Annotated in this window: 22 protein-coding genes; 10 read left to right on the top strand and 12 right to left on the bottom strand. The window is 64.3% G+C overall.

Annotation, left to right across the window (positions count from 1 at the left end; all coding sequences use genetic code 11):
* Positions 1-13 precede the first annotated feature (13 nt).
* Together QXZ85_RS26730 and QXZ85_RS26725 are read left to right on the top strand one after the other, a co-directional pair.
* Positions 14-1,480 (top strand): YcjX family protein, encoded by a 1,467-nt coding sequence (locus tag QXZ85_RS26730; RefSeq protein WP_315701352.1) that lies wholly within the window; start codon positions 14-16, stop codon positions 1,478-1,480.
* Positions 1,477-2,505, top strand: a complete 1,029-nt coding sequence (locus QXZ85_RS26725) for a TIGR01620 family protein (RefSeq protein WP_315730272.1) — start codon at positions 1,477-1,479, stop codon at positions 2,503-2,505. The genes QXZ85_RS26730 and QXZ85_RS26725 overlap by 4 nt, the downstream gene beginning before the upstream one ends.
* Positions 2,506-2,508: 3 nt before the next feature.
* Here QXZ85_RS26725 and QXZ85_RS26720 read toward each other — a convergent pair whose 3' ends face one another.
* A complete protein-coding gene (locus QXZ85_RS26720; protein WP_316175210.1) occupies positions 2,509-4,047 on the bottom strand; it encodes a glycosyltransferase family 39 protein in 1,539 nt (512 codons plus the stop codon).
* Positions 4,048-4,271: 224 nt separating this feature from the next.
* Here QXZ85_RS26720 and QXZ85_RS26715 point away from each other — a divergent pair, with 224 nt between their 5' ends.
* The 3 genes from QXZ85_RS26715 to QXZ85_RS26705 all read left to right on the top strand — a co-directional run bounded on the left by QXZ85_RS26715 (position 4,272) and on the right by QXZ85_RS26705 (position 7,909).
* Positions 4,272-6,020: an adenylate/guanylate cyclase domain-containing protein gene (locus tag QXZ85_RS26715; RefSeq protein ID WP_316175173.1), complete on the top strand. Its 1,749-nt coding sequence runs from the start codon at positions 4,272-4,274 to the stop codon at positions 6,018-6,020.
* 249 nt (positions 6,021-6,269) lie between these two features.
* Positions 6,270-6,470: a cold-shock protein gene (locus QXZ85_RS26710; protein ID WP_006609369.1), complete on the top strand. Its 201-nt coding sequence runs from the start codon at positions 6,270-6,272 to the stop codon at positions 6,468-6,470.
* 230 nt (positions 6,471-6,700) lie between these two features.
* Positions 6,701-7,909, top strand: coding sequence for a CoA transferase (locus QXZ85_RS26705; protein WP_315730274.1), 1,209 nt, complete (start codon positions 6,701-6,703; stop codon positions 7,907-7,909).
* Positions 7,910-7,911: 2 nt separating this feature from the next.
* Here QXZ85_RS26705 and QXZ85_RS26700 read toward each other — a convergent pair whose 3' ends face one another.
* The 5 genes from QXZ85_RS26700 to QXZ85_RS26680 all read right to left on the bottom strand — a co-directional run bounded on the left by QXZ85_RS26700 (position 7,912) and on the right by QXZ85_RS26680 (position 13,677).
* Positions 7,912-8,079: a hypothetical protein gene (locus tag QXZ85_RS26700; protein WP_315701356.1), complete on the bottom strand. Its 168-nt coding sequence runs from the start codon at positions 8,077-8,079 to the stop codon at positions 7,912-7,914.
* A 75-nt stretch (positions 8,080-8,154) separates the two neighbouring features.
* Positions 8,155-9,678 (bottom strand): hypothetical protein, encoded by a 1,524-nt coding sequence (locus QXZ85_RS26695; protein WP_316175208.1) that lies wholly within the window; start codon positions 9,676-9,678, stop codon positions 8,155-8,157.
* A 215-nt stretch (positions 9,679-9,893) separates the two neighbouring features.
* Complete coding sequence (locus QXZ85_RS26690) at positions 9,894-11,288, bottom strand: hypothetical protein (protein ID WP_316175171.1); 1,395 nt, start codon at positions 11,286-11,288, stop codon at positions 9,894-9,896.
* Between the two features lie 911 nt (positions 11,289-12,199).
* The gene (locus QXZ85_RS26685; protein ID WP_315701358.1) at positions 12,200-12,847 is read right to left on the bottom strand and encodes an HAD family hydrolase; all 648 of its coding nucleotides are present in this window, start codon (positions 12,845-12,847) and stop codon (positions 12,200-12,202) included.
* A gap of 350 nt (positions 12,848-13,197) precedes the next feature.
* Positions 13,198-13,677, bottom strand: a complete 480-nt coding sequence (locus QXZ85_RS26680) for a GNAT family N-acetyltransferase (RefSeq protein WP_315701360.1) — start codon at positions 13,675-13,677, stop codon at positions 13,198-13,200.
* 279 nt (positions 13,678-13,956) lie between these two features.
* Between QXZ85_RS26680 and murI the strand changes: the two genes are divergently transcribed.
* From murI to QXZ85_RS26665, 3 genes are all read left to right on the top strand, one after another.
* Entirely contained in the window at positions 13,957-14,805 is an 849-nt protein-coding gene (gene murI, locus QXZ85_RS26675; protein ID WP_316175169.1) for a glutamate racemase, read from the top strand.
* Positions 14,806-14,960: 155 nt separating this feature from the next.
* A complete protein-coding gene (locus QXZ85_RS26670; RefSeq protein ID WP_316175167.1) occupies positions 14,961-15,368 on the top strand; it encodes a PaaI family thioesterase in 408 nt (135 codons plus the stop codon).
* Positions 15,369-15,610: 242 nt separating this feature from the next.
* Entirely contained in the window at positions 15,611-15,988 is a 378-nt protein-coding gene (locus QXZ85_RS26665; RefSeq protein ID WP_316175165.1) for a protease inhibitor I42 family protein, read from the top strand.
* 112 nt (positions 15,989-16,100) lie between these two features.
* Here the strand turns inward: QXZ85_RS26665 and QXZ85_RS26660 are convergent, their stop codons facing one another.
* Together QXZ85_RS26660 and QXZ85_RS26655 are read right to left on the bottom strand one after the other, a co-directional pair.
* A complete protein-coding gene (locus tag QXZ85_RS26660; protein ID WP_315701364.1) occupies positions 16,101-18,539 on the bottom strand; it encodes a mechanosensitive ion channel family protein in 2,439 nt (812 codons plus the stop codon).
* Between the two features lie 270 nt (positions 18,540-18,809).
* Positions 18,810-19,454, bottom strand: a complete 645-nt coding sequence (locus tag QXZ85_RS26655; RefSeq protein ID WP_316175163.1) for a glutathione S-transferase family protein — start codon at positions 19,452-19,454, stop codon at positions 18,810-18,812.
* Between the two features lie 84 nt (positions 19,455-19,538).
* Between QXZ85_RS26655 and QXZ85_RS26650 the strand changes: the two genes are divergently transcribed.
* Both QXZ85_RS26650 and QXZ85_RS26645 read left to right on the top strand, forming a co-directional pair.
* Positions 19,539-20,504 carry a YafY family protein gene (locus tag QXZ85_RS26650; RefSeq protein ID WP_316175161.1) on the top strand — a complete coding sequence of 322 codons (966 nt, stop codon included), beginning with the start codon at positions 19,539-19,541 and terminating at the stop codon, positions 20,502-20,504.
* A gap of 334 nt (positions 20,505-20,838) precedes the next feature.
* Entirely contained in the window at positions 20,839-21,090 is a 252-nt protein-coding gene (locus tag QXZ85_RS26645) for a hypothetical protein (protein WP_315728846.1), read from the top strand.
* A 13-nt stretch (positions 21,091-21,103) separates the two neighbouring features.
* Here QXZ85_RS26645 and QXZ85_RS26640 read toward each other — a convergent pair whose 3' ends face one another.
* The 4 genes from QXZ85_RS26640 to QXZ85_RS26625 form a co-directional block, all read right to left on the bottom strand.
* The gene (locus tag QXZ85_RS26640) at positions 21,104-21,601 is read right to left on the bottom strand and encodes a TPM domain-containing protein (protein WP_315767160.1); all 498 of its coding nucleotides are present in this window, start codon (positions 21,599-21,601) and stop codon (positions 21,104-21,106) included.
* 18 nt (positions 21,602-21,619) lie between these two features.
* A complete protein-coding gene (locus tag QXZ85_RS26635; protein WP_316175159.1) occupies positions 21,620-22,525 on the bottom strand; it encodes a TPM domain-containing protein in 906 nt (301 codons plus the stop codon).
* 16 nt (positions 22,526-22,541) lie between these two features.
* Positions 22,542-23,153 (bottom strand): LemA family protein, encoded by a 612-nt coding sequence (locus QXZ85_RS26630; protein ID WP_316175157.1) that lies wholly within the window; start codon positions 23,151-23,153, stop codon positions 22,542-22,544.
* A 144-nt stretch (positions 23,154-23,297) separates the two neighbouring features.
* On the bottom strand, positions 23,298-24,314 hold the full coding sequence (locus QXZ85_RS26625; protein ID WP_316175155.1) for an ABC transporter substrate-binding protein: 1,017 nt from the start codon (positions 24,312-24,314) through the stop codon (positions 23,298-23,300).
* Between the last annotated feature and the right edge of the window lie 33 nt (positions 24,315-24,347).

The following is a 24,347-nucleotide window of genomic DNA, read 5'->3' as shown; positions in this document are numbered from 1 at the left end:
TCACGCTTCGCGCATGCCCCCTTTTTTCTCCGAAATCGTCGAGGAAGCGCGGCTGTCAGCGCGCGCCCTGCGCGATTATGGCGAGAGCCTGTTCAACCCCACGGTCCGGCTCGGCGTCACTGGGTTGTCACGGGCCGGCAAGACGGTCTTCATCACCGCGCTGATCCACGGGCTGATCCGGGGCGGCCGCTTTCCGGTTTTCGAGGCCTTGGCGTCGGGCCGCATTGCCCGCGCCCACCTTTCGCCTCAGCCCGACGACGCGGTGCCGCGCTTTGCCTATGAAAACCATCTGCGCGCGCTGATCGAGGAGCGGCGCTGGCCGAGCTCGACCGTCGATATCAGCGAGCTCCGGCTTGTGATCGATTACCAGCGTCCGAACGGCGCCGAGCGAACGCTGACGCTAGACATCGTCGATTATCCCGGCGAGTGGCTGCTCGATCTGCCGCTGCTCGACAAGAGCTACGAACAATGGGCGCGCGAGAGCGTCACTTTGTCGCGCGAGGCGCCGCGGGCGCATCTGGCCAAGGAGTGGCAGGCGCATCTGGCGACACTGTCACCTGAGGCACCTGCGGACGAGCAGGCGACATTGGAGGCGGCGCGCCTGTTCACCGATTATCTGCGGGCCTGCCGCGACGAACGCTTTGCGATGAGCCTGTTGCCGCCCGGCCGCTTCCTGATGCCGGGCAATCTCGCGGGCTCGCCGGCCCTCACCTTCGCACCACTCGACTTGCCTGCAGAAGGCAGCGCGAAGGACGGTTCGCTGTGGGCGATGATGGTCCGCCGCTACGAGGCCTACAAAGACATCGTCGTCAGGCCGTTCTTCCGTGAACATTTCGCCCGGCTCGACCGCCAGATCGTGCTGGTCGACGCGCTCGCCGCGTTCAACGCCGGCCCCGAGGCGCTGCACGATCTGGAAGCCGCGCTGTCGGGCATTCTCGCCTGCTATCGCGTCGGCCGCGGCACATTGCTGTCGCCCCTGTTCCGGCCGCGCATCGACCGCATCCTGTTCGCGGCGACCAAAGCCGACCATCTGCATCACACCAGCCACGACCGGCTGGAAGCGGTGCTGCGGCGGGCGGTGGACCAGGCGGTCGCAAGGGCCGAGAGCACGGGAGCGGCGATCGATGTGGTTGCGCTGGCCGCCGTCAGGGCCACCCGCGAGGCAATGGTCGCGCGCGGCCGCGACAAGCTGCCGTCGCTGTTGGGAACGCCGGCGGCGGGCGAAAGCGCCAATGGCGAGATCTTCGACGGCGGCACCGAGGTCGCGACCTTTCCGGGCGACCTGCCGGCCGACGCCGCGGAGCTGTTCAGCGGCGGCGAGGCCTATCGTGGCCTTTCGAGCGCTTCGGCGGAAACCACCGATTTCCGTTTCCTGCGCTTTCGGCCGCCCCTGCTCGATACCGATGGCGGCGCCCCCATGCTTCCCCATATCAGGCTCGACCGTGCGCTTCAGTTCCTGATCGGAGACCGACTGCTATGAGCGAACGATCCAAGCAGCGCCGTCCCGCCACCTTCCGGCTCGACGATCCCGGCGTCGTCGTGGTCGACAGCGATGAGGCCGGACGCCCGGCCCGCGGCACCGTCCAGATCACGCCTGAGGCCGAGCCGGTTCAACTGCCGGTGCCGATCGGGGCCCCCGTCCTGGAGCGGCGCGGCTTTCGCTGGGGCGCGCTGTTCTGGACCTCGGTCGCTGGCTTGGTCCTGTTGGGCGTGGGTCTCAGCGTCACCCATCTGATCGAGGATCTGTTCGCCCGCAGTGAAGGGCTCGGCTATTTCGGCGCTGCGCTTGCTGCTGCAGCCGCCGTTGCACTCGCCGCGGTGATCGCGCGCGAGATCCATGGCTTGGCGCGGCTTGCGACGATCGAGAAGCTGCACCGCCGTGCTGCCGAGGTGCTGCTGTCCGACGATCGCGCCGAGAGCCGCGCCGTCGTTGTCGATCTCCTGAAGATCGCACACCAGAATCCGCGGCTTGCCCGGGCCCGCGCCGCGCTGACCAGCCACACCGACGAGATCATCGACGGCGCCGACATGATCAAGCTGGCCGAACGCGAACTGATGACCCCGCTCGACGCGGAGGCGCGCCGGATGGTCTCGGTTGCCGCGCAGCGGGTCTCCGTGGTGACGGCCGTCTCGCCGCGCGCCCTGGTCGACGTGCTGTTCGTGTTCGTCGCCTCGCTGCGGCTGATCCGGCAGTTGGCGCGGCTTTATGGCGGCCGGCCCGGTGCGCTCGGCATGATCAGCCTGCTGCGCCATGTCATCGCCCACCTCGCCATCACCGGCGGCATGGCCGCAAGCGACAGCCTGATCCAGCAGGTGCTCGGCCATGGCATCGCAGCCAAGCTGTCGCAGCGGCTCGGCGAAGGCGTACTCAACGGACTGTTGACTGCAAGGTTAGGCCTGGCGGCGATCGACGTCACCCGACCCCTGCCCTTCACGGCGCTGCCGCGCCCGGTGCTCGCCGATCTCGCCAAGGACCTCCTGCGCAAGCGCGAGGAGGACGAGTGAGGCTCAGCCGCGTGCCACGCGGTCGAATTCGCCCGCAAGCCAGCGCCATTGGTAGAAGGGCGAATCCGGTGGCGGCGACAGTTCAGGTGTCCAGCCGGTCAGCTTTTCCAGCGCATAGGTGTCCATGACGACCCCGCGCCAGATCCGCTGCACCCGCTCCAACGGCTCACGCGTCGCGGTGGTCTGGGCCCAGATTGCGACGGTATGGTCCGGCTCGCGCCCGACATAGAGGCCGGTATGTCCCGCAATCTGCGTCATGCCGGGATCGCGAAAACCCAGGAAGCGCGCGCGCTCGTTGATCTGGATCACCGGCACGCGGCCGTTGAAGAACCAGCGCAGCATCGCATAGGTGCGGTAATCCGTGGTCGCGATCCAGGTCGCACCGGTCTTCGCGAGCTCCGCCTCGGCGCGCGCGACCACCTGCTCGTAGCCGGCCTCGCCGCCGATCGGATCGGCCCTGCCGATGAGATTCCACGGCGCGACGGTGTAGTAGAGGAAAACCACCACGACCGTGGCGACGCCGACAATGACCGCCGTCCGCGCCCAACTGACGGTCGAGCGGACCATCCAGAGCGGCCAGCCCTCGCGCGGCAGCATCGCGATGTTGATCGCCACGGCGGCAAAGCCGATCGGCCACATGAACATCGGCCAGGTATCGCCGATCCGCAGGGTCAGCGACTTCCAGAGGAAATACAGGAACGGCACCAACACCGCGGTCGACAGCAGGATCGCCACCGGCTCGCGCGCCCGATAGCCGCGCCACGCGGTCAGGATCAGCGCCGACAGCGTCACCGGCAACAGCACGGAGCCAACCAATCCGAACTGCAGACCGAGATAGTCGCCGACAGTGCGCAGCGACATCTCATGCGGCGCAGTGGCGCGCACCAGCTGGAATTTGACCGAGGCCCAATCGTGCTGCAGGTTCCAGATCAAGACCGGCGAGAACACGGCAATCGCGATCAGCACAGCAAGCCACGGATAGGGACTGACAATCCAGCGGCGGCGCCAATCCGGCACCAGCAGGAAGGCCGCGACGGCCGGCAGCAGCAGCACGACGGTGAACTTCGACAGCAGCGCGAGACCGCCGAACAGGCCCGCAGCAAGCCACCAGCGGCCGTCGCCGCTTTGCACCAGCCGGACCAGCGCCCAGACCATCGCGAGCGCAAACGGGATCGCGGCGATGTCGGGCGCGACCTTGGCCATCAGCAACCCGTAATAGAGCGCGGCCTCCGGCAGCAGCACGGCAAGCACGACCGCGCGTACATTGTGCGTGACGCGACGGACGATATCGGCGAGCAGCAGCTGGCTCGCCACCATCGCCAGGATACCGCCGAAGCGGACGCCGAAATTGGTATCGCCGAAGATCGACGTTCCCAGCCTGATGAACCACGCGATGACAGGCGGATGATCGAGGAAACAGAGCTGCGGCAGCTCCTTCGACCAGGTCCAGTAATAGGCCTCGTCGGTGCGCAGATCGAGCACGCTGGCATAGACGATGCGGACCACGGTCATGGCCGCAATCACCGCGGCTGCGATCAGCATCGGCCGATGCACGAATCGGCCGGACGTCAGTGTCGCGCTTTTGGGAGAGATCGTCGTCACGGCGCGCTTTTCCCCGACTCCTCCCGGCAAGTCAACGCCGGCCCGGACCTCGCGGTCGCGACATCGACGGAGAACTCGAGCTTCCTTCTGCGTCGCGAGAGCGCCCTCACCCGCCGCCCTATTCGCGGCCGGAATAAACATCTAGGATTGCGGTTCACTCAGCCATGGACCGCATGAAACCCCCGTCTCATCCCACGCGCGGACAAATTCGTGGCATCGGCGTGCGGCAGGTGCGGCTCGCCTGCGGGCTCGTGCTGTTCAGCTATCTGCTCAGCCATTTCCTCAATCATGCGCTCGGCAACGTCTCGCTGCCGGCGCTCGCGTCCGGCGTGTACTATCACACCATGTTCTGGCAATTCCTGCCGGTCGCAGTCACGTTCTATACCGCCGCGCTGGTCCATGCCGGGCTCGGCATCTGGGCCCTCTATCAGCGCCGAGAGTTCAGCTGGAAGACGATGGAACCGCTCCAGCTGGTGCTCGGCCTGAGCATCCCGGCGCTGATCTTCTCCCATATCGCCGGCGTCCGAATAGCGGAAGCGCTCTATGGGCATGAGAAGCTCTACCCGCAGGTGCTCTACGCCTATTGGGCTGGCGCCTCGTGGCGCATCTGGCTGATGACCGTAACGCTCGTGGTCTCCTGGATCCATGGTTGCATTGGACTCCACATGTGGCTGCGCATGAAGCCGTTCTACAAGCGCGCCGCCCCTTGGCTGCTGGCATGCGCCGTGCTGATTCCGACCCTGGCTCTGCTCGGCTTCTATCGCGGCGGCCGCGACGTCATGTCGGCGGCCTCCGAGCCGCATTGGGTTGCAGAGAATCTGTCCGCACGCCACATGGGCACTCTGGGCGAACAGGCGGCCATCGATCAGATCATTAATGGCTTCATCGTCGCCTATCTGGGCCTGCTCGGCGCCGTGCTGCTGGCGCGCGGTGCCCGTGCCTTGCATGAACGACGCGGTGGCATCATCACGCTGTCCTATAACAACGGCCGCACTTTGCGAGTGCCGAAAGGGCTCAGCGTTCTCGAGGCGAGCCTGCGTTATAATGTGCCGCATGCCAGTGTCTGCGGCGGCCGCGCGCGCTGCTCGACCTGCCGCATTCGTGTGATCGGCGACTGCGGCGACCTGCCGGCGGCTTCGCCGCGCGAGGCTTTCGTACTTGCGCAAGTCGGCGCGACGGATCCCTCGATCCGGCTTGCCTGTCAGCTCCGCCCGGTCAGCGACGTCTCCTTCTTTCAGCTGTTCATCCCCATTCCGACTTCGGGAGCGGCGGCTACGCAGGCCGCAGGCATCGGACAGGAGCGCTATCTGGTCAGCCTGTTCGTGGATATGCGCGGTTCGACCAGGCTTGCCGAGAAGCGGCTGCCGTTCGACACGGTGTTCATCGTCAACCGGTTTCTTGGCGCGGTGTCGCAAGCGGTGATTGCGTGCGGCGGCCAGCCCAATCAGTTCATCGGCGACGGCATGCTGGCCTTGTTCGGTCTCGCTGTCGATCCGAAGACCGCCTGCCGGCAGGCAGTCCAGGCGGCGGGGAGAATTGCCGTCAATGTCGACGAACTCAACACCTCGCTCGGCCACGATCTGCGCGAACCGATCCGCTTCGGTATCGGCATCCATGGTGGCGAAGTGATCGTCGGCGAGATCGGCTATCGCGACCACATGGTGTTCACGGCGCTCGGCGATGCCGTCAACGTCGCGGCAAGGCTGCAGGACATGACTAAAAATCTTGGCTGCGAGGCGATCATCTCGGAGAGCGTGTGCACGACGGCAGGACTTGCCGGGGATGAACTGCCTGCGCAGGACCTCGACATTCGCGGCCGCACCGAGCCGATGCACGTGCGGATCGCCACCGATGCAAAAATCCTGGCCGCCTTGGCGCAACGAGAGAAGGTCATAGAGGCCGGACTTGGCTGACCGTTGAACCTCCAAGCATGCAGGACCGTCCTACCTACACCCGATGCGGCGGGAGCGCGCAGCGTTGGCGGGAGTTTGGGCGAGGCGGTGAAAAGCCGCAAAGCCGCCACGATGTCGGTCATTTCAGGCCAAAACCGCCCGCTGTTTGCGCTACCACGCCTGCCGCAACCGGCGTATCCTGATCGTCCGGACATGGCGGTTCGCGGGGACCGCCTTGCCCGACTTGTTTGTATCCCGCGGAGGCAACGTATGGCTAAAGGTACGGTCAAGTGGTTCAACCCGACCAAGGGCTATGGTTTCATCCAGCCCGCGGCAGGCGGCAAGGACATTTTCGTTCACATTTCTGCAGTGCAGAAGGCTGGTCTCACCACGCTCAACGAGGGGCAGACGATCGAGTATGAGGAGATCGCCAACCGCGGCAGAAGCTCGGCCGAGAACCTGAAAGTGTAGCGGACGACGCGCAGGACTTTCGTCCGGCGCGCGCGAACTTCTAAGCGATGATAGCCGGCGCAGCACCTGACAGGAGCGAGACACCACGCTCCTCGTCATACGAGGTCTGCCCGCCACAGATCGCATTGCCTTGCTCCCCCAAGATGAGTCAAATGCTCGCCTAACCTCCGACGCGCGCAGGAAAAATTCCAGCGCGCGGAAACAATAAGCGAGCACGGGAGCGACGCCTCATGAACGACAAGGGCATTTTCCATGGCCTGAAGGTCCTGGACTGCGCGAGCTTCATCGCCGCGCCCGCGGCCGCGACCGTGCTGTCGGATTTCGGCGCCGACGTGATCAAGATCGAGCCGCCCGGCGCCGGCGATCCCTATCGCAACCTGCCGAACCTGCCCGGCTATCCCCGCAGCGAGCACAACTACGCCTGGTGCCTCGAAGCGCGCAACAAGCGCAGCCTCGCGCTCGACCTGACCAAGCCCGAAGCACAGACCGTGCTGCAGCGCCTGGTGGCGGAGGCCGATGTCTTCATCACCAACTTCCCGCCGGCGGTCCGCAACAAGCTCGGCCTGACCTACGAGATGCTTGCGCCGCTCAATGCACGGCTGATCTATGCCTCGTTCACCGGCTATGGCGAGAAAGGCGAGGAAGCCGACAAGCCGGGCTTCGACAGTAACGCCTATTGGGCCCGCTCCGGATTGATGGATCTGGTGCGCGCCGACGAGACCACCACGCCGGCGCGCTCGGTGGCCGGGATGGGAGACCACCCCTGCGCGATGGCCTTCTATGGCGCGATCGTGACCGCGCTCTATCAGCGCGAGCGTACCGAAAAGGGCTGCCACGTCGCCTCCAACCTGATGGCGAACGGGGTCTGGGCCGCCTCGGTGCTGGCACAGGCCAAACTCTGCGGCGCCAAATTCATCGAGCGGCGGCCCCGCGAACGCGCGCTGAATGCCGTCGCCAATCACTACAAATGCCAGGACGGCCGCTGGCTCATGCTGTCGCTGCTCAACGAGGAAAAGCAGTTCCCGGTGCTGGCCCGCTGTCTCGGTCGCGAAGACCTGATCAACGACCCTCGCTTTGTCAGCAAGGCCGACCGGCATGCGCACTCGGTCGAGCTGATCGCCGAGTTCGATCGGGTCTTCGCCACCAGACCGCTGGCCGAATGGCGCAAGACCCTCGACGGCAACGGCCTCGTGTTCGGTGTCGTCGGCATCCTCGACGACATCCCGACCGATCAGCAAATGCTCGAGAACGAGGTCCTGGTGCAGTTCGAGAACGACACCATGCTGACCATCAACAGCCCGATCTGGATCGAGGGCGCCCGCAAGGTCCGGCCGCGCAAACCTCCGGGCATTGGCGAGCACAGCGACCAGATCCTACGCGATGCCGGCTTCGACGAGATGGCCATCCAAACCCTCCGCGAACGCGGCGCGGTGGGCTGAGCCTATCGGTGCAGCCCGGCCCAGCCGATGAAGAACAGGATCACGCCTGCGACGATGGCAAAAAAGATAGTCCAGCCGCTGACGCGGATGTTGCCCGCGACCTGCTGCCGCTCCTCGTTCTCGGCGATCGCCCGATTGCGCTGCTTGTTGATCTCCGCCTGTGTGGCCATCAGCCGCTCCTTTCGCTTTCGCCTGCAGGAGCCTAACGCCCGAACATGTCGGGCGTTCATGCATCGCCCTTTACCCTATCGGGTAGAGATGAAGCACATCCCCATCCGTGTATTGCCTGTGGCCTGGCAGGACAGGCCCGAAGCGCAGGTCCAGGCCGAAAAGCTCTTGTCGTTCTCGGCCTGATCCGGCCGGTTCACATAGCAATGCCCGCCCCAGCCGTCATCATAGACGGTGCCGGCAAGCTCGTGGCTGGCTCGTTCCTGCGGCCGGCTGGCAAAGCCCCGGGTGAAATCCGGCTCGCGCCCCTCCGCGAACGCGGTCAGGATGTCGCGCCGACGCACCTGATCGCCGAAGAAATGCGGCGAGCCCGGGACTGTCGTTGCGTTCGACGGCTTGGCCGCCATCCAGTCGACACCCGGGAAATGGAAGCCGCCGATTCCCCGGGTCTGGTGGCAACCACCACAACCGATGTCGTTGAGACGGCGCTCGAAGCCGGCAACCGAGCGGATGTTCTGCAACTGGACTCCGTTGGCGGCGGCCTTCTCCAGCGCACCGACGACATCAGCTTCGCTGAATACCGGGGCGTGCGTGGTGTCTTCGCCCTGCATCAGGCCGAAGGCCGGCTGCAGCGCCGAATTGACGAAGCCCACCGGCGTCGGCGCCACCGCGACCTTGGCCAGGAACTGATCGGGGATCAGCACCGTGCCGTGATCGAACTCGGCAAGATGGGTCGGCTCCAGAAGCCACGCCTTGAACGCCGCGGCCAGTGCCGGATCGGCGAGGAGCCGATCGCGATCGATCTGGTCTTCCATGACCGCCTCCTCGAACGAACCGGTCTCGGCGTGATAGTCGAACACCTTCATCATGTAATCGGTGCGAAAATCGCGTATCGCCGATTTCGGCGCATGCGCGATCTGCAGATTGGTCTCGATGCGCAGGATGTTCTCAGGCCTGATCAGGGCAAGCGGACCATCTGCCCCGGTCAGCTTTGCCGCGAGCTCGCTGCCCGTGAGTTCGATGTCCGCCGTATCGAGCCAGCGCTTGGCGATCTCGGCGCAGGAAGGCGTACCGCTTCGCACGACATCGTCGCCGCGCGCCTTGAAAACCAGATTGAGCGTCATCGGCAGCCGCGGTGAGACGGCGTCCTCGGCGGTCTCGGGCTGATTGGTCCGGACCAGCCGGTAAAGCAGCCGAACCTCGCCGCAATGGGCCGGATCGACGAAGGCGCGATCCATTCGATTGACGACGCCCGACAACACGAATCGCGTGTCCTTCGAATCCAGCACCGCGCGATCGAACAGCTCAAATGCAAAGGACGGACCGACGCCGATGCTCTCGTCCGGCAACGTCGCCTTGTGCTGCGCGACATAGCGATCGATTTCGGCATCGAGCGACTTGCGCAATGGCTGCATCGCAGGCAGCGCGAACAGGTCGGCGGCCGTCAGCGGCGCCTCGCTGATCCGCTCCCCCACGATCATGCGGTTGAGGCCGAACGTGGTGCGATCGAGCTCGCGCAGCGCATAAGGTTCGGTGACGGCGGCGCCGCGCTCCAAAGGTGCGGTGTCGCCGGCATGCGCAAATGGCGCAAGAACCAGCATCGCAAGACCCAGAACCGACAATCGCAAGACACGCCTCCCTCACCGAAATGAACAGCGCGGAGCACGATCTATTCCCAACGCTTGCCGCGCAGGCCTGTCGTAGCCGCCGAAAGTAGCCGAAAAGCGGAGAGCTGCGGGCAAGCATGAAAAGAGGCGCTTCACGTCGGGGTGAAGCGCCTCGCTGCCGAGTTGCTGCCAAGTTCTCAGATCGACAATCAGCGCGAGACCACAAGGCCCCTTGACGTTACCACTACCCAACGGCCGTCCTGCCGGCGGATGGCGTCGATCTTGCCGAGCCCCGGCACCGGATCTCCGGCATAGACCTCGTAAAGGCCATCGCGGCCTTCGATCAGCGCGCCACCCCGGCCGACATTGCGCAATACCCAGCCTTCGACGATCTTCGGCTTGCTGACATCGGGCCTGGGGGCGGCCGTTTGCACCGGCGCAGCGGGCGCGACGGAGGCAACGTGCGCAGGCGCGATCGAGTTCGTCGTCTCCTTTGCCGTGGCCTGGGCGGCCGCCGAAGCCTGGGCGGAGCGCAGCCGCTCCACGGCGTCGCTGAGCTTCTGCAATTCGGTCGGCTTGGTGATCTTGGCGGCCAGTTCGCCTTGCGCCTTCTCGAGCTTGTCGAGGCGATCGGCGGCCTTGTTGAGCTCAACCAGGCTGGTCTGGTTGGTTTGCTCGAGACCCGCCTTCAGCGTGGCAACGTCGGAATCGATCCGCGCCACCGACGCCGACAGCGCCGGATCATTCTCGGTCGCCGCAGCGGTCGGCTGCGCCGTGGAGCCATGCAAGAAGGCCATGGTCGCGAACGCTCCCCCGATGCCGCCGGCCAACACCGCGGCCAGCAACATGGCAGCCAGGGCCGGCGTGCCGCGCCGACCGGCGACCATGAAAGCCGCGGGCGTTTCCTTCTCCGGCTTCTCCTTCTCCGGCTTCGGAGCCGCAGCGGCGGAGGCGGCGGCAGTCTTGTCGGATCCGTCGAACTTGAAGGGCTCGAGCTTGAGCCTCGCCTTCGCGGCGGCAGCCACGCGCGCGGCGACAGACGCCGCGGCCTCGCCGGCGCCACCATCGTTCGCGCTCGACATGATCAGCCGCTTGGCGGGCGCTTCCAATTTGGGCGGTACCGAACCCGTTGCCCCGATTTTCGGCGCCGTCACACCGAGGGCCGAAAGCTTCGGCACGTCCGCCTTTGGCGGTTCGTTCGTCGGGGCTTCGGCCTTGATGAGTTCGATTTTGGCAGGTTCGACCTTGCGCGGCTCGGGCTTGGTCAGGTCCAAGATGGTCAACGTCGGCTTCGCCGCACCGACCGCGGGGGTGATCGTTTCAACTCTGTGGTCAATTTTCGCCGCTTCCGGCTTGGCGATCTCCGCCGGTGCCGCGTCGGGACGGATGTCAAGCTTGGCCTCCGGCTTAACCTCAGCCTTAACCTCAGCCTTGGCCGCATCGGCCGTCGGCGCCTCATGATCGGGCGCGATCCTCGGAGATACGAGCATATGGGCCGCGGGCCCCGTCGCATCCGTCATGGTCGGCTGGGCGGGAGACGTCGGGGATGCAGCCGGCTCGGTCACGACGGCGCCAGCGCTTGTCTGTTCGGCCTGTTCGCTCACGTTCGAATTCTCCAGAACACGTTGAGCCTTTGGTAACTTTCGATTGCTTGCCAAATTCTTACTTTGGCTCGGCTTACCGAAATTTTAGGGATTTCTCCGGGGCAGTTTTGGGCCGAGAACAAGGTCCATATGTGGCAAAACTGCCGCAATTGGAAACGCCCGGCAGTTCGGCCGGTCCACCTCCCACGAAAGCCTGCACGGGCTCGCCTTCTCGCGGCGCAGCAGGCGTCCGAGCTTTGCGCTTCCGATCGCCCTCTTTCAAATGGAGGGCACAGGGAAGGCCGGACCTCGACTGAGGCCCGTGGCCCGCCTGCGGAAAAAAATGCAGGCGGCAGGTACCACAGGATCAGCCGGACGACCCGGCCTTCCCTGCGCGATGGGCTTACGACTTATACGTGATCTCCTCGGTGCACCGGGCTTTTTGGCCACCGTCATCCGCGCCATGCCCTCGCATCGCAAAGCGATATCGAGACGCACGTCGCGAATTTGATATCAGCGTCGGGATATCAGGACCACACGACTTCATCGTCCGCTACATCGTCAGTCGTCTTGCGCAAAGCGCCTGACGTTGTCGCGGCCATCGCATCCCGCACTCCACGTATCGTGACGATCGCGAAACGCCCCTCCTGAAGAGCGCGGGACGTGGGATAGGATCGTCCTGATTTGCCCGACAACACAAGCGCGCGCATGTGCGACACGGTGGCACGACGGGCAATATCTGCATGGCGTGCATGCTCGGATTGCCCGACGGGCACGCTCAGTATCGGCGAACTCGCAAGAGCGACGAGAAGGGCTGCCACAACACGCAAGCGTTGAGAACGTCTGCTGACTGGACCAGACCGGAAGCCCCCCTTGCGAGCGCGAACCGACGCTTTTGACCCGACTCGGAAACCGGTTAAGGTCACGATCATTCAATGCGCTCGTTGCAGCAAATCTGGAAGGTCGCTCATCCGATGAAAGAGATCTTCGCAGATCGCTCGCAATTCCTGGTCAACTCCGGGATCGCCGCCGGTAAAACCCAGGACCCGCATCCCCGCGGCCCGAGCTGCGTAAACTCCGGATAATGAGTCCTCGACGACGATGCAGCGTGAAGGGTGAACGCCCAACGTTTGCGCCGCGTGCAGGAACAGGCCAGGGTCTGGCTTCCACGAACCCACCTCATACGCGCTAAATATACGTCCCTCGAAGCGCTCCAGAAGCTTGGTCAATCCGAGCGTGTGCGTGAGCTTCGACATCGGCCCGTTTGACGCTACACAAACGGGAACAGAGATTTCGGCTAAAGCTGCATGGATTCCTTCGACAGGCTTCAGTTCGGCATCGAACGCCAATGCCGTTGCTTGTCTGACATCCGCCACAAACGTTTCCGGAACGTCGCGACCTAACCGGCGCTCAATTTTTCGCACACAGTCCGCCATTTTTAGCCCCCGGAAAGCCCGGATCGCCTCCTCCACGTCAATTGGAGCGCCCTCCTCGGATGCCGCTCGGGCTAAGACAGTCAGCGCAATGATCTCGCTGTCGACTAACACACCATCCGAGTCGAAGATGACTAGCTCAATCACGATTAGGCCCACAGGAAAGACGGTCACAGCATGACCGGCACGAGGATTTGGTTAAGTAGAGTATATTCGATGCTTCGCACAACTGTTGTTCGACGACGCGAGTCCCGATCACTTCCGAAATTGGCCCCAACCGGCTGACCCGGCATGCCTGCAAGGTGTCGGCTCCTTGGGGGTGAAGCGGACTCGATATGCTCAACCTGAGTTCTTCCGAGCGTGACCCACAGCGGAAATAGCTATCAATTGGCTCCGGTAGCGAGCCGAGCGTGGTTTTGTGCCTTTAACTGGAGGACGCATGTCGGTCCTTACGGGAGTGACGGCATCGACCCATTGCGGACAGAGTCGATCTTTCTTCAAGCCTGGTTAGGCTCAAGGCGTTTAGTCATGAAAAGGCTGAGGGGATCGGCCTTGTAATCGCCGAAGGGAGGACAATCTCGATAACCCGCGGCGCGATAGAGTCCGATTGCCGCTGGCTGCTTTATTCCTGTTTCAAGACTGATACGTCTGACGTTGCGATCGCGCGCAACATCTTCCAATGCGCGCAACAATTGTCTACCCAACCCAAATCCGCGGGCTTCAATCCGCACGAACATCCGCTTCATCTCGGCGTGTTCTGGGGCAAGCATCCGAAATGCGATTGATCCGAGAAGCTCTCCGTGGCGACGCGCTGTAAGAAACACCGCGTCTTGTGTTCGCAGAGCATCAGCGCCAATCAGATGATTGCTTTCGGCAGGATAGAGTTCGTGAAAGTATGCGTCCGCTTGTGCCAACAGACTGAGCACATCCGGCTGTCTCGGATCTTCGGACATGAAGTCAATGTTCCCGAGCATCATGCAGCACTCCACCTGATGTTCTTATCATCGATACTAGGGGATCGGCGATGGCACTTCAACGAAGGACGACCGCTTTGGCCCGTCGGAGACCTTCTGGTTAGCGCCCAGCACGTCCGCTATCGAGGCTTGACTGGATACGGTCGCTCCCTCGCCGATACGGGAGCCAAGACCCGGAAAGAACATCGTTCCGACCAGCCCTCGCGATCCTCTGTTGGTATTTTCGTAACTGTGCTCTATTGCGACGTCCAAGCAGATTGTAAACCCATATGGCGGACGCTCGTGAATATAGGCATCTTTGACTCAGGAAGCGGCGGGCTAACTGTGATGCGCGCGCTCGACGGTCTGCTTCCAGACCGTAGCCTCGTTTATCTGGGAGATCACGGCAACGCTCCCTATGGCGACAGATCACCAGAAGAAATCTACGCGTTGACATTGAGAGGAATCGAGCGGCTGTTTCAAGAGAATTGTCCTCTCGTTATCATCGCTTGCAACACTGCTGCGGCACGCGGCCTTCGACGACTACAGCGGGAATGGCTTCCGCTTGCTCATCCTGATCGGCGCGTGCTGGGAGTGATCGTCCCCGTTGTCGAAGACGTAACCGGCATGCGTTGGTCTGCTGACCAGCACGCTGTCCCTCGCGTCGGCCACGAGCCTGATGTCGCCGTTGCCGTTTTTGCCACACAGCACACGGTTGAGAGCGGAGCCTTTGCCGGAGAAATTCACAAGCGCGCGCCGCATGTTGAAGTATGGCAACAAGCGTGTCCTAAGCTCGTGCCCCTTATCGAAGCCGAGGCTTGCGAATACGTTCTCCGCAACAACATTGAAGATTATGTAGCGGACTTGCGAGTTCGGATGTCCGGCCGAGAACCCGATGTTTGCATTCTCGGCTGCACGCACTATCCCTTGGTCGAGTCATTGTTCCAGCAGGCGCTTCCGCAAGGAACGCGGATTCTGTCACAGCCCGAGGTGACCGCGCGAAGCTTGATGCAATACTTTCGGCGCCATCCAGAGTTTGACCAACCCAGCACCGGAGCGCGACGATTTCTCACAACGGGGGAGGCCACGTTGGTTTCTCGCATCGCTTCGCGATTCTTCGGAAGCAATATCGAGTTTTTGTCATCAGAGTAATTCGACGCCGTCCGGAATCGAACAAGAAACGAATGCAGGGCGGAACGAACCCGATGCGCGGATAGAACCACCGGAAGATCACGCGAGGCCGCTGTTACACTGCACTTCTTGATTACTAGTTCTGCAATTGACCGAAACCAAGAAGGGGGCTGCCTATGTCGGACCATTTGAATGAGACGCCGCCGGCAGCGCTCCTCCTAGGCCGCGAGATCATTGCGGTGGACCCGCAGTCGGGCGTAGTCCAGTTGCGCTTTTTTGCGGATCCGAAATTTGCCAATCGTCACGGCACCGTGCAGGGCGGGATGCTTGCCGCGATGCTCGATTCGGCAACCGGCAACGCCGTGATGGCCGACCTTCCGCAGAATCAAACAGCGGTCACGACTCGATTGGATACGACGTTTGTAAAGCCTGCAGCGTTAGGACCGCTCACTGCTAAGGCACGCGTCGTAAAGCATGATGCGCGGTCAGCTATAGCGGAGGCGGAACTCATTGATAGCTCCGGCCAAATTGTGGCCCGCGCTTGCGCGGAATTGCGGGTTCGGGAACGCAGTAAGGCAGTCTAGTGGTAGAGGCACGTTCTTGGCCCGCCCCGGACCCTGCGGTCTGCGCCCGCGATGTCGGCTTTCGGGCCTCGACCGGAAGTAGGCGGTGGGAGGCCGATAGGCCGCTTTCAACCCGATTTATGTTCCTGTGGACGAAGCGGCCTGTATCGATATGATTTGGATCAACAAATAGCAGCCAGATCGACCCGATATATGTTTAGTTGTCGGCTCGTTGCCGCCGAGATTAACGCTGGAGCCAACCAATGAATGCACGGCTCGTATATCTAGTGGCGATTGTTCTGATCGTGGCGATTGGCGCTCAAGCGAGAGCAGCAGATCAGACGTTGAGGCTTGCGGTCGGTCAATCCGCAAGCGTCGAACTTGAGGAAAATCCGTCAACCGGCTACGGCTGGGCGGTTGATGCCAAAGCAAGTTCCCGATTGCCGCTCGTACGCATCACCGACCGCGGCTTTTCGGAGCGCGAAGGCGGCAAGCGTCTAGTTGGCGCCCCAGGCGTTCATCGCTGGGACATTCAAGCATTAAGTGCGGGCACTGCGAATGTCGTCTTCATCTATCGGAGGCCATGGGAACGCAAGCACGTCCGTAGCCACGCGGTCGCGGTGGAGGCCGCAGCACCTTGAAAATCATCTGATCGATGGTGAGAACGGCCGAATGAGCGGCAAAAATGGAGCAGCCGTCCGCCCGCGTGCGATCGCGCCTCCGACCAGAACACGCCTATCATGACTACTCCGCCTACCCCAGGGCCCGGCGTTGCACGCCATCCGCGCCGGCGTCATCGGTGGCCTGCGGCATCGGCATCACGATGATCTGGCCGTTGGACGCGATCTCGATGCCACGCTCCTGGAAGCGCCGCTTCATGCGGCGGTTGAACTCGCGCTGCACCGGCCAGCGGCCGGAATCGGTGCAGCGGATCTGGCCGACCAGCGTCACCATCGAACCGTCCACCTTGTCGACGCCCCACAATTCGAGATCGCTGCGGATCACCCCGCGATATTCGGGCTCGCGGCGCATCTCGGCGACGATCTCCTTGAGTATCTCGCCGGCGCGGTCGGTATCCTCCTTGTAGGCGATGCTGACGCTGACCGCCGCATTGCCGGCGCCGCGGCTGGAATTGGTGATCGTCGTCACCGCACTGAACGGCACGATGTGCACGGCGCCGTCGGCGGCGCGCAGGCGGATGGTGCGGATCGAGACGTTCTCGACCGTGCCGGACAGCCCGGCGACGCTGACGACGTCGCCGACCTGCACGCCATTCTCGATCAGCAGGAACAGCCCGGTGATCAGATCCTGCACCAGCTTCTGCGAGCCGAAGCCGATGGCGATGCCGACGATCCCGGCGCCGGCAAGCAGGGGCGCGACATTGACGCCGATCTCGCTCAGCGCGGTGAGGCCGACGACGGTGACGATCAAACAGAACAGCGCCGTCCGCAGCATCGGCTGGAAGGTGCGCAAGCGCGCGGCCCGCACATAATGCCCTTCGCGCGACAGCACATCGATCTGGCGCTCCATCAGGGCATTGCTGATTTCCCAGATGCTAGCGGCCGCCAGCGCCGCGATGGCGATGGTGGCGAGCGCGGACAGCAGACGGCTGCCGATCTGGCCGCCATAGAACCACACCACGGCGTCGACGCCCCAGACCTCGAGCACGGCAACGAAGCCGGCAAAGGCGATGATGGTGGCGACGATCCGGCGCAGCAGGGGCAGATAGCGGTTGGCGCGCGTCTCCAGCCCCGGAAACCGCTCCAGGATCTCGGGCCGGATCGAAAAGCCGCGATCGATCACGCTGAGCACGACCATCGTCAGGACGCGGGCGACCAGGATCACCGCGATGGTGCCGACGAAATATTGCAGCATCAGCGAATAGCCGTTGCGGATATTGAGCGCCCACACCGCCCACAGCGCCATGTCGAGCGCGATCGCGAAATAATGCCACAGCGACGCGGCACGGCTGCGCGCCCGCGCCGCAAGCCCGCCCTGGCCGAACGGTGCCCGGATCACGTCCGCCACCTGCCGGCGGCATTGCAGGATGATGATGGCGATGAAGAGATGCACGACCAGCATGACCAGCCGTAACAGCCCCCAATATCCGGCACGGTGCAGCCCAAGCAGCAGCGCGACATTGGCGAAGCATATGCCCGACACGGCCACCGCGACGATGCGGCGCGCCCATATCTCGATATAGGCCGCGGTTTCGCCGCGGATCCGGATCAGGCCGAAGGGGCCGAACAGCGCGCGCACAGCGCAGATCATGCCGCGCGACAGGGCATAGGCATTGACGACCGCAAGGATCACGAGGCGCACGGTCGTCTGGTCGCCGATCCCGGTGCCGAGCAGCGAGGTGGCGACCGCGACGAAGACGAGCACCGGCAGGAGTTCGAGCAACAAACGCCCGAGCACGAAGGGCAGCCGGACGACCGACTGCCACAGCCGGACCAGCGACAAATGGCGGCGCCGCGGCTCAGGTTGCGTGAGGATATCGGCAATTGAGGATGGCGGGTCCGCGATCATCACCGCCTGGGCCGGAGCCCGCGCCGCCTGCGGAAGGCGCTGCTCGAGATAGGCGAGCGGCCGCCGGATCAGGCGCAAGCTCACCCATTCGGCCGCCAGCGCGCAGCCAAGCACCAGCGCGAGCTTCCAGGCGATGTCGAGCAGCTGATTGTAGGCCAACGGATCGTTGGCGGTGCGGATGATCCACCAGTAGAACGCCTGGAAATGGGTCAGCGTGCGAACGACGTCGGCGACGTCCTGGGATATCTCGGTCACCTGCTCCGACACCGCGAGCAGCAGTTGCGCGCCCAGACTGTCGGCGCTGAGCGGGATCGCAGGCTTCTCCTCGGGCGCAGGCTGCGCCGGCTGGCCCGCAGCCGGAACCGGCACCGCGGCGCCCGCCTGTGCCGGCGGCGTCGCGTTGGCGATCGCACGCAAGGTCTCGATCATCTGCGCGCGCTTGGAGGCGTCCTGCAGCGTGTCGAGCGCACGCCGCGCCTGTTCCGGGGTCAAGGCTCCGGCGGACGGCAGGGCCGGCGCTGCCGGTGCAGTTCGACTCTCGGCGAAGGCCGGATGCGCGATCAGGATGAAGCTGAAAACGAGCGTGCAAAGAAATCGCTGCGACACGAAGGCCCCTTCGAGGTGACGCGCGAGGACCGATGCGAAACCGGCCGCTCGCGCCATGCGGGAGCGCGCCGTTTCGCCGCAATCCTGTGTCGGAAGTTTGCTGGTGGCGCGGCTTTCTGTTGGAAATCGCCGCCCGACGCAGCGCGGCGGCCATATTTCAATCACAGCTCGCAGCGATGTGAGCGACCACCGCTGAACGGCGGCCGTACCCCTGTCTGTAGAGCCCGGGTGCTACCTGCTTCCTCTCAGCCGCGTGCGCGGCGCGCGACGGGCCAGCAATCGAACGGCGCGTGATTGCCGGCCCGCAGCTGCGCGGCCGCGCAGCATTCAACCGCCAATAGCCGCGGCCTGGCGGGCGGCCATCTCGACATCCTCCGCCGTCACGCGCTGGAAGGCCGGACGCGCGGTCATTCGCTCCGCGTAGTTCACGAACACATCGCGCTTCGGCACGATACCGAACGTCAAGGTCCAGTTGAAGGCGGTGCCCCAGAGGATGTCGGCCGCGGTCATGCGCTCGCCGAGCAGATAAGGCCCGTTGGCGAGCTGCGCCTCCAGCGCGCCCAGCATCGTCTCGTAATCGGCATAGGGCGACTGCGTGATCGGCGCCGGCGGACGCTGCATGAAATGGTCGATCAGCGCCGGCTCGAACGAAGAGCCGTAATAGGCGATCCAGCGCAGATACGGTCCGCGCAGCGGATCATCGAGCGCGGGCGTCAATCCCGCCTCCGGGAACAGGTCGGCGAGATAGATGTAGACCGCGACCTGCTCGGTGACGAACTGGCCACGATGGCGGATCGCCGGCACCTTGCCGAGCGGGTTGATGGCGAGATAGGCCGGCTGGCGCTGCTCGCCCGCCTTCATGTTGAGGACGTGCAGATCATAGGGCGCGCCAAGCTCCTCCAGCAGCACGCGGGTGCCGGTGGCTCGGGTCTGCGGCGAATAATACAGGGTAATGCGGTCGGCTGAACTCATGGGCTGCTTCCTCTCGTTTTTGAAGGCAGACCCGTTGTGCCACCCCATACCTGACATCCTGTGTCAGGTATGGTTTAACGCGTCATGCGCGCGAGCCGGCTGCTCTCCATCCTCACCACCCTGCAGGCGCGGGGCCGGGTCACCGCGCCTGAGCTGGCCGAGGCTTGCGAGGTCTCCGTGCGTACGATCTATCGCGACATCGATGCGCTCTCGGCGGCGGGCATCCCGGTCTATGCCGAACGCGGCGCCGAAGGCGGCTTCCGCCTGCTCGACGGCTATCGCGTACGCCTGAACGGATTGTCGCCGGTGGAGGCCGATGCGCTGTTCATGGCGGGCCTGCCGGGGCCCGCGGCCGCACTCGGGCTCGACGGCGCGATGAGCGCAGCGCAAGCCAAGCTGATCGCGGCGCTGCCGGCCAGCCTGCGCCCGAACGCTGCGCGGATGCAGGCGCGGTTTCATCTCGATGCCCCGGCATGGTTCGGCGAAGCGGAGGAGCCGCAGCACCTGCGCAGGATCGCCGATGCGCTGCTCGCCGACCGGATGATCGACATCCGCTACCAGAGCTGGCGCGCGGAAAAGCGCCGCCGCATCGCCCCGCTCGGGCTCGTGCTCAAAGGCGGCAGCTGGTATCTCGCCGGCCAGATCGACGGCAGCGTGCGCACCTACCGGGTCGCGCGCATCCTCGATTGCAGCCTGCGCGAGGAGACGTTCGCGCGGCCGGCGGATTTCGATCTCGCCACCTATTGGCAGGCCGCCACCGAACGGCTCGAGGCCGAGATGCATCCCAACGAAGCCAGGGTGCGGCTCTCGCCTCGCGGGGTCAGGCTGTTGGAGGTCGTGAGCCAGCCTTATGTCAGGGCGCGCACGCGCATCTCGGACGCGGCCGACGCCGACGGCTGGCGCATCGCCACCATTCCGATCGGCACGACGGCATGGCATGCCGCGACCGAACTCTTGCGGTTCGGCGCTGACGCCGAAGTGCTGGAGCCTGCCGAGCTGCGTGCCATGATGGCCGAGCTCGCGCGCGCGATGGCGGAGCGTTATCGCTGACGCACACGGCAGGACCGATGCGGCTCGGTCCCGGCGCATCGGCGCCGCCAGCCGCCGGTCAGCTCATCACCGCTCACAGCGGTGCGAGCAGCATGGCGTGCGCGCGATCCTCCCCCTTCCTGAAACCGACGAGCGGTCCGAATGTTGGCTTCAGCCGAAAGGTCCTTTCGGCTTTTCGCCCCTAATCGCGTGGGGGTTCGAGATGCATCTGAAAGCCGAATGAGGGGAAACACGAGCCGGTTGCGCCGCACCTTGGACAGAGCTCCAGGCCGCTCGTGGTCCCCTTATTCACGAGTTCCTGTACGCATCCTTCACGCATCCTTCGAGCATCAACATGATCCGACAATCCATTCTTGCGACCGTCGGCGCCGTTGCGATTTCACTTGCTGCGATCTCGGTGGCCCGCGCACACGGCCCAGCGGCCTCCGACGGCGCGAGAGTTACGAGACCGATGCGCGTCAAACATCCGGCACCGGCTTCCTGGCGATGGAGCAACGACAGGATGGAGACCGCGCGCGAGCCGGTCCCGCCACCGGTCAATCTGTTCGAGACCGGCAGGCCACCGGCCCAGCCCGCGCAGTGGTGAGGCTTCGGCCCGCCTACATCATCACCGGCCGGTCCGGCAGTTCATTGGGCGTGCCGGCTTGCGGCGGGAAATGCTTGGCCAGTTCGCGCGACACCTTAGCGATGCCGGCGAGCACACCTTGCTCGAACCGGCCGTCGCGGAAGTCTGCCTCCATGGCGCGGCAGATGCTCTCCCAGCCATCCTTGCCGACCTTGGCGTGGATGCCGCGATCGGCGACGATCTCGACGTCGCGGTCGGCGAGCAGCAGATAGATGAGGACGCCGTTGTTGTGAGCGGTGTCCCAGATCCGCAGATGCGAGAACAGATCGAGTGCGCGCTCGCGTGCCGGCTGGTTGCGGAATAGCGGCGCGCCATCGAGCGCGCCTTCGACGACGAACCGCAGTTGGCCCGCATGGGTCGCCTCGCCGCTCCTGATGGCCTGTTCGATCCGCGCCAGCACGGCCGGCGTGAAGATCCGCCGCTGCAGCCAGCGGTGATGCAGAAGATGCCTGGCGATCCGTTTGACGCTCATCTGTGCCAGCCCATTGCGTCACCAGTTTCCTGAGGCGCCGCCACCACCGAAGCTGCCGCCGCCTCCTGAGAATCCGCCATCCGACCGGCTGCCACCGCTGCTCCAGCCGCCCGACGACCCACCTGACCAGCCACCGCCATAGCGGCCGCGCCCCGGCGGCCCGAATGCGGCAAAGCTGTCGGCAATCAGCGCGATGAAGAAGCCGACCATGCCGGACAACAGGGCTGCGGCGAGTGAGCCAACGACCAGCCACGCCAACCCGCCAACCACCGCGCCGGTGGCGGCCGAACCAAGCAGCCGGCCGAACAGCGCCCGCAGGATGCCGCCAGCCATGATGGCGCCGAACAGCACGAACGGGGCGAACGATCCGATCGTTTCGAAGTCCAGATCCTGCCCGTGCGAGGCCTGCGGCTCCGGTGCCGGCAAGGGCTCGCCGTCGATCACGCCAATGATGCGATCGACGCCCGCGGCGATGCCACCGGCGAAATCGCCGCGCCTGAATTTCGGCGTGATGTCCTCATCGATGATCCGCCGCGACGTGACGTCCGTCAGGCTGCCCTCCAGGCCGTAGCCGACCTCGATCCGCACCCGCCGGTCGTTCTTGGCCACCACCAGCAGCGCGCCGTCGTCGATCTTCTTGCGGCCGATCTTCCAGGCGTCCGCGACGCGGATCGTGAACTGCTCGATGCTCTCAGGCTGCGTGGTCGGCACCATCAGCACCGCGACCTGGCTGCCCTTCCGCGTCTCCAGGTCCTTCAGCTTCTGGTTCAGGCTCGCGATATCAGCCGGCGCCAGCGTACCGGTCTGATCGACCACACGGCCGGTGAGCGGAGGGACAGCGACGTCGGCGAAGGCCGATGCAAGAAGTGCCACGCACAAAACGAGCGCCGGGACGATTGCTCTCGCTGCCGAGATCGCGCGCAAGGTCGGGCGCTCCAGACTACTTCGCCGGTGCAGGCGCTGGTACGTTGAAATCGACCTTCGGCGCGACCGAGATCTCGCGCTCATTCTCGACCGTGAAGTTCGCCTTCTCCTTGTAGCCGAACATCATGGCGGTGAGATTGTTCGGGAAGGTGCGGATCGAGACGTTATAGTCCTGCACCGCCTTGATATAACGGTTGCGCGCCACCGTGATCCGGTTTTCGGTGCCCTCGAGCTGGGACATCAGGTCGCGGAACAGCGCGTCCGACTTCAGTTGCGGATAATTCTCAGTCACCACAAGCAGCTTCGACAGTGCGCTGGTCAGCTCGCCCTGCGCCTGCTGGAACTTCTGGAAGGCGGCCGGATCGTTGATGAGCTCCGGCGTCGCCTGGATGCTGCCGACCTTGGCCCGCGCATTGGTGACGCCGAGCAGGACATCCTTCTCCTGCTGGGCGAAGCCTTTGACCGAATTGACGAGATTGGGAACGAGATCGGCGCGGCGCTGGTACTGATTGACGACCTCCGACCAGTTGGCCTTCACCTGCTCGTCATTGGTCTGGATGGCGTTGTAGCCGCAATTGGTCAGGCTCAACGTGGCCAGCGCCGCCAGCACGGTCCAAAATCTGCGCATCGCGCTCTCCCCTTCTCCCGGTGCTCAAGCTCTCACAGCACAGGTTGAGTGAAGACGCAATGACGGGCCGCACGGTCTTTCGAGGCCGCGCGGGCGTCGGGCCAATGGCCGGTCCGACCGACCGGCGTGGTTCGCGAGCTGCGCTCAGCTGCCGTTGCGCTCCCGTAGCGGCGAGATGAACAGGTCCTGCCAGGCCGCCGGCTTGACCTTGATGGAACCGGCGCCATGCATGAAGTCGGCGATCTTCAGCATGCCCTCCGGCGTCGTGGAGAACCAGGTGTCCTTATCCTGCAACATCTCCAGCATCTCTTCCTTCGTGGTCTTCACCTTCGCGGTCCGCGCGTAGATCTCCGCCGCAGCCGCCTTGTCGCGGGCGATGAAGGCGTCTGCCTCGTCCAGCGCGTCGAGAAACGCCTGGACGACCTTCGGATTCGCGTCGACGAAACGCTTCGGCGCGAAGGTCACGTCCATGGTCATGCGTCCGAGCACGTCGGCCGAGTTGGCGACGCGATGGACCTTCGAATCCTTCAGCTCCAGATAAGCGAACGGCGGCGAGGTGAAATGCGCCGAGATCTCCGTCCTGCCGGAGGTGAGCGCCGCCAGGGCCTCGGGGTGCGGCAGGCCCACCGTCATCGGATCGAGCTTGGCGTAGTTCTCGCGACCGAACTCATGGGCCGCCATCATCTGCAGCATCACCGCCGACAGCGAGGTCTTGATGCCGGGCAGCGCGATCTTGTCGCTCGGCTTGAAGTCCTTCAGCGATTTGATCTCGGGATTGTTGGTGTTCATCCACAACGACGTCGAGCTCAAGCCGCTGACGCCGACGACCTCGACGCTCGGAATGCCCTTGGCCTTGGCCCACAGCGTGATGAAGCCAGGCGCGCCGGTGCCGGCGATGTCGAGCGAGCCCGCCATCATGGCGTCGTTGATGATGTTGCCGCCGTCGAGCATCAGCCAGTTGACCTTGAGCGGACCGATCCCGGCCTTCTCGGCCTGCTTCTCCAGAAGCTTCTGGTCCTCCATCACGATCAGCGGCAGATAGAGGATGCCGTAACCCTTGGAGATCCTGACTTCCTTGACCTCGGCCTGCGATGCGCCGCCGCTGCCGAGCAGCGCGAAAAGCCCGAGAGCAGCCGCGCCAAGTGATGCCTTCCAGGACATAATTCCCTCCCTCATGTCAGACTTGTTGTTGTA

This window comes from Bradyrhizobium sp. SZCCHNGR1005 (assembly GCF_032489995.1).
Lineage (GTDB): Bacteria > Pseudomonadota > Alphaproteobacteria > Rhizobiales > Xanthobacteraceae > Bradyrhizobium.
Note: the sequence above shows the minus strand (reverse complement) of the source record. Positions and strands in the feature narration are given on the sequence as shown.

What these genes read in the sequence shown, in the direction of transcription:
- QXZ85_RS26730 (WP_315701352.1), top strand. Translation starts at nt 14, where the DNA reads ATGCCCCCTTTTTTCTCCGAAATCGTCGAGGAAGCGCGGCTGTCAGCG.
- QXZ85_RS26725 (WP_315730272.1), top strand. Translation starts at nt 1,477, where the DNA reads ATGAGCGAACGATCCAAGCAGCGCCGTCCCGCCACCTTCCGGCTCGAC.
- QXZ85_RS26720 (WP_316175210.1), bottom strand. Translation starts at nt 4,047, where the DNA reads ATGCTGATCGCAGCCGCGGTGATTGCGGCCATGACCGTGGTCCGCATC.
- QXZ85_RS26715 (WP_316175173.1), top strand. Translation starts at nt 4,272, where the DNA reads ATGGACCGCATGAAACCCCCGTCTCATCCCACGCGCGGACAAATTCGT.
- QXZ85_RS26710 (WP_006609369.1), top strand. Translation starts at nt 6,270, where the DNA reads ATGGCTAAAGGTACGGTCAAGTGGTTCAACCCGACCAAGGGCTATGGT.
- QXZ85_RS26705 (WP_315730274.1), top strand. Translation starts at nt 6,701, where the DNA reads ATGAACGACAAGGGCATTTTCCATGGCCTGAAGGTCCTGGACTGCGCG.
- QXZ85_RS26700 (WP_315701356.1), bottom strand. Translation starts at nt 8,079, where the DNA reads ATGGCCACACAGGCGGAGATCAACAAGCAGCGCAATCGGGCGATCGCC.
- QXZ85_RS26695 (WP_316175208.1), bottom strand. Translation starts at nt 9,678, where the DNA reads ATGCTGGTTCTTGCGCCATTTGCGCATGCCGGCGACACCGCACCTTTG.
- QXZ85_RS26680 (WP_315701360.1), bottom strand. Translation starts at nt 13,677, where the DNA reads ATGATGCTCGGGAACATTGACTTCATGTCCGAAGATCCGAGACAGCCG.
- QXZ85_RS26670 (WP_316175167.1), top strand. Translation starts at nt 14,961, where the DNA reads ATGTCGGACCATTTGAATGAGACGCCGCCGGCAGCGCTCCTCCTAGGC.
- QXZ85_RS26665 (WP_316175165.1), top strand. Translation starts at nt 15,611, where the DNA reads ATGAATGCACGGCTCGTATATCTAGTGGCGATTGTTCTGATCGTGGCG.
- QXZ85_RS26660 (WP_315701364.1), bottom strand. Translation starts at nt 18,539, where the DNA reads ATGGCGCGAGCGGCCGGTTTCGCATCGGTCCTCGCGCGTCACCTCGAA.
- QXZ85_RS26655 (WP_316175163.1), bottom strand. Translation starts at nt 19,454, where the DNA reads ATGAGTTCAGCCGACCGCATTACCCTGTATTATTCGCCGCAGACCCGA.
- QXZ85_RS26650 (WP_316175161.1), top strand. Translation starts at nt 19,539, where the DNA reads ATGCGCGCGAGCCGGCTGCTCTCCATCCTCACCACCCTGCAGGCGCGG.
- QXZ85_RS26645 (WP_315728846.1), top strand. Translation starts at nt 20,839, where the DNA reads ATGATCCGACAATCCATTCTTGCGACCGTCGGCGCCGTTGCGATTTCA.
- QXZ85_RS26640 (WP_315767160.1), bottom strand. Translation starts at nt 21,601, where the DNA reads ATGAGCGTCAAACGGATCGCCAGGCATCTTCTGCATCACCGCTGGCTG.
- QXZ85_RS26630 (WP_316175157.1), bottom strand. Translation starts at nt 23,153, where the DNA reads ATGCGCAGATTTTGGACCGTGCTGGCGGCGCTGGCCACGTTGAGCCTG.
- QXZ85_RS26625 (WP_316175155.1), bottom strand. Translation starts at nt 24,314, where the DNA reads ATGTCCTGGAAGGCATCACTTGGCGCGGCTGCTCTCGGGCTTTTCGCG.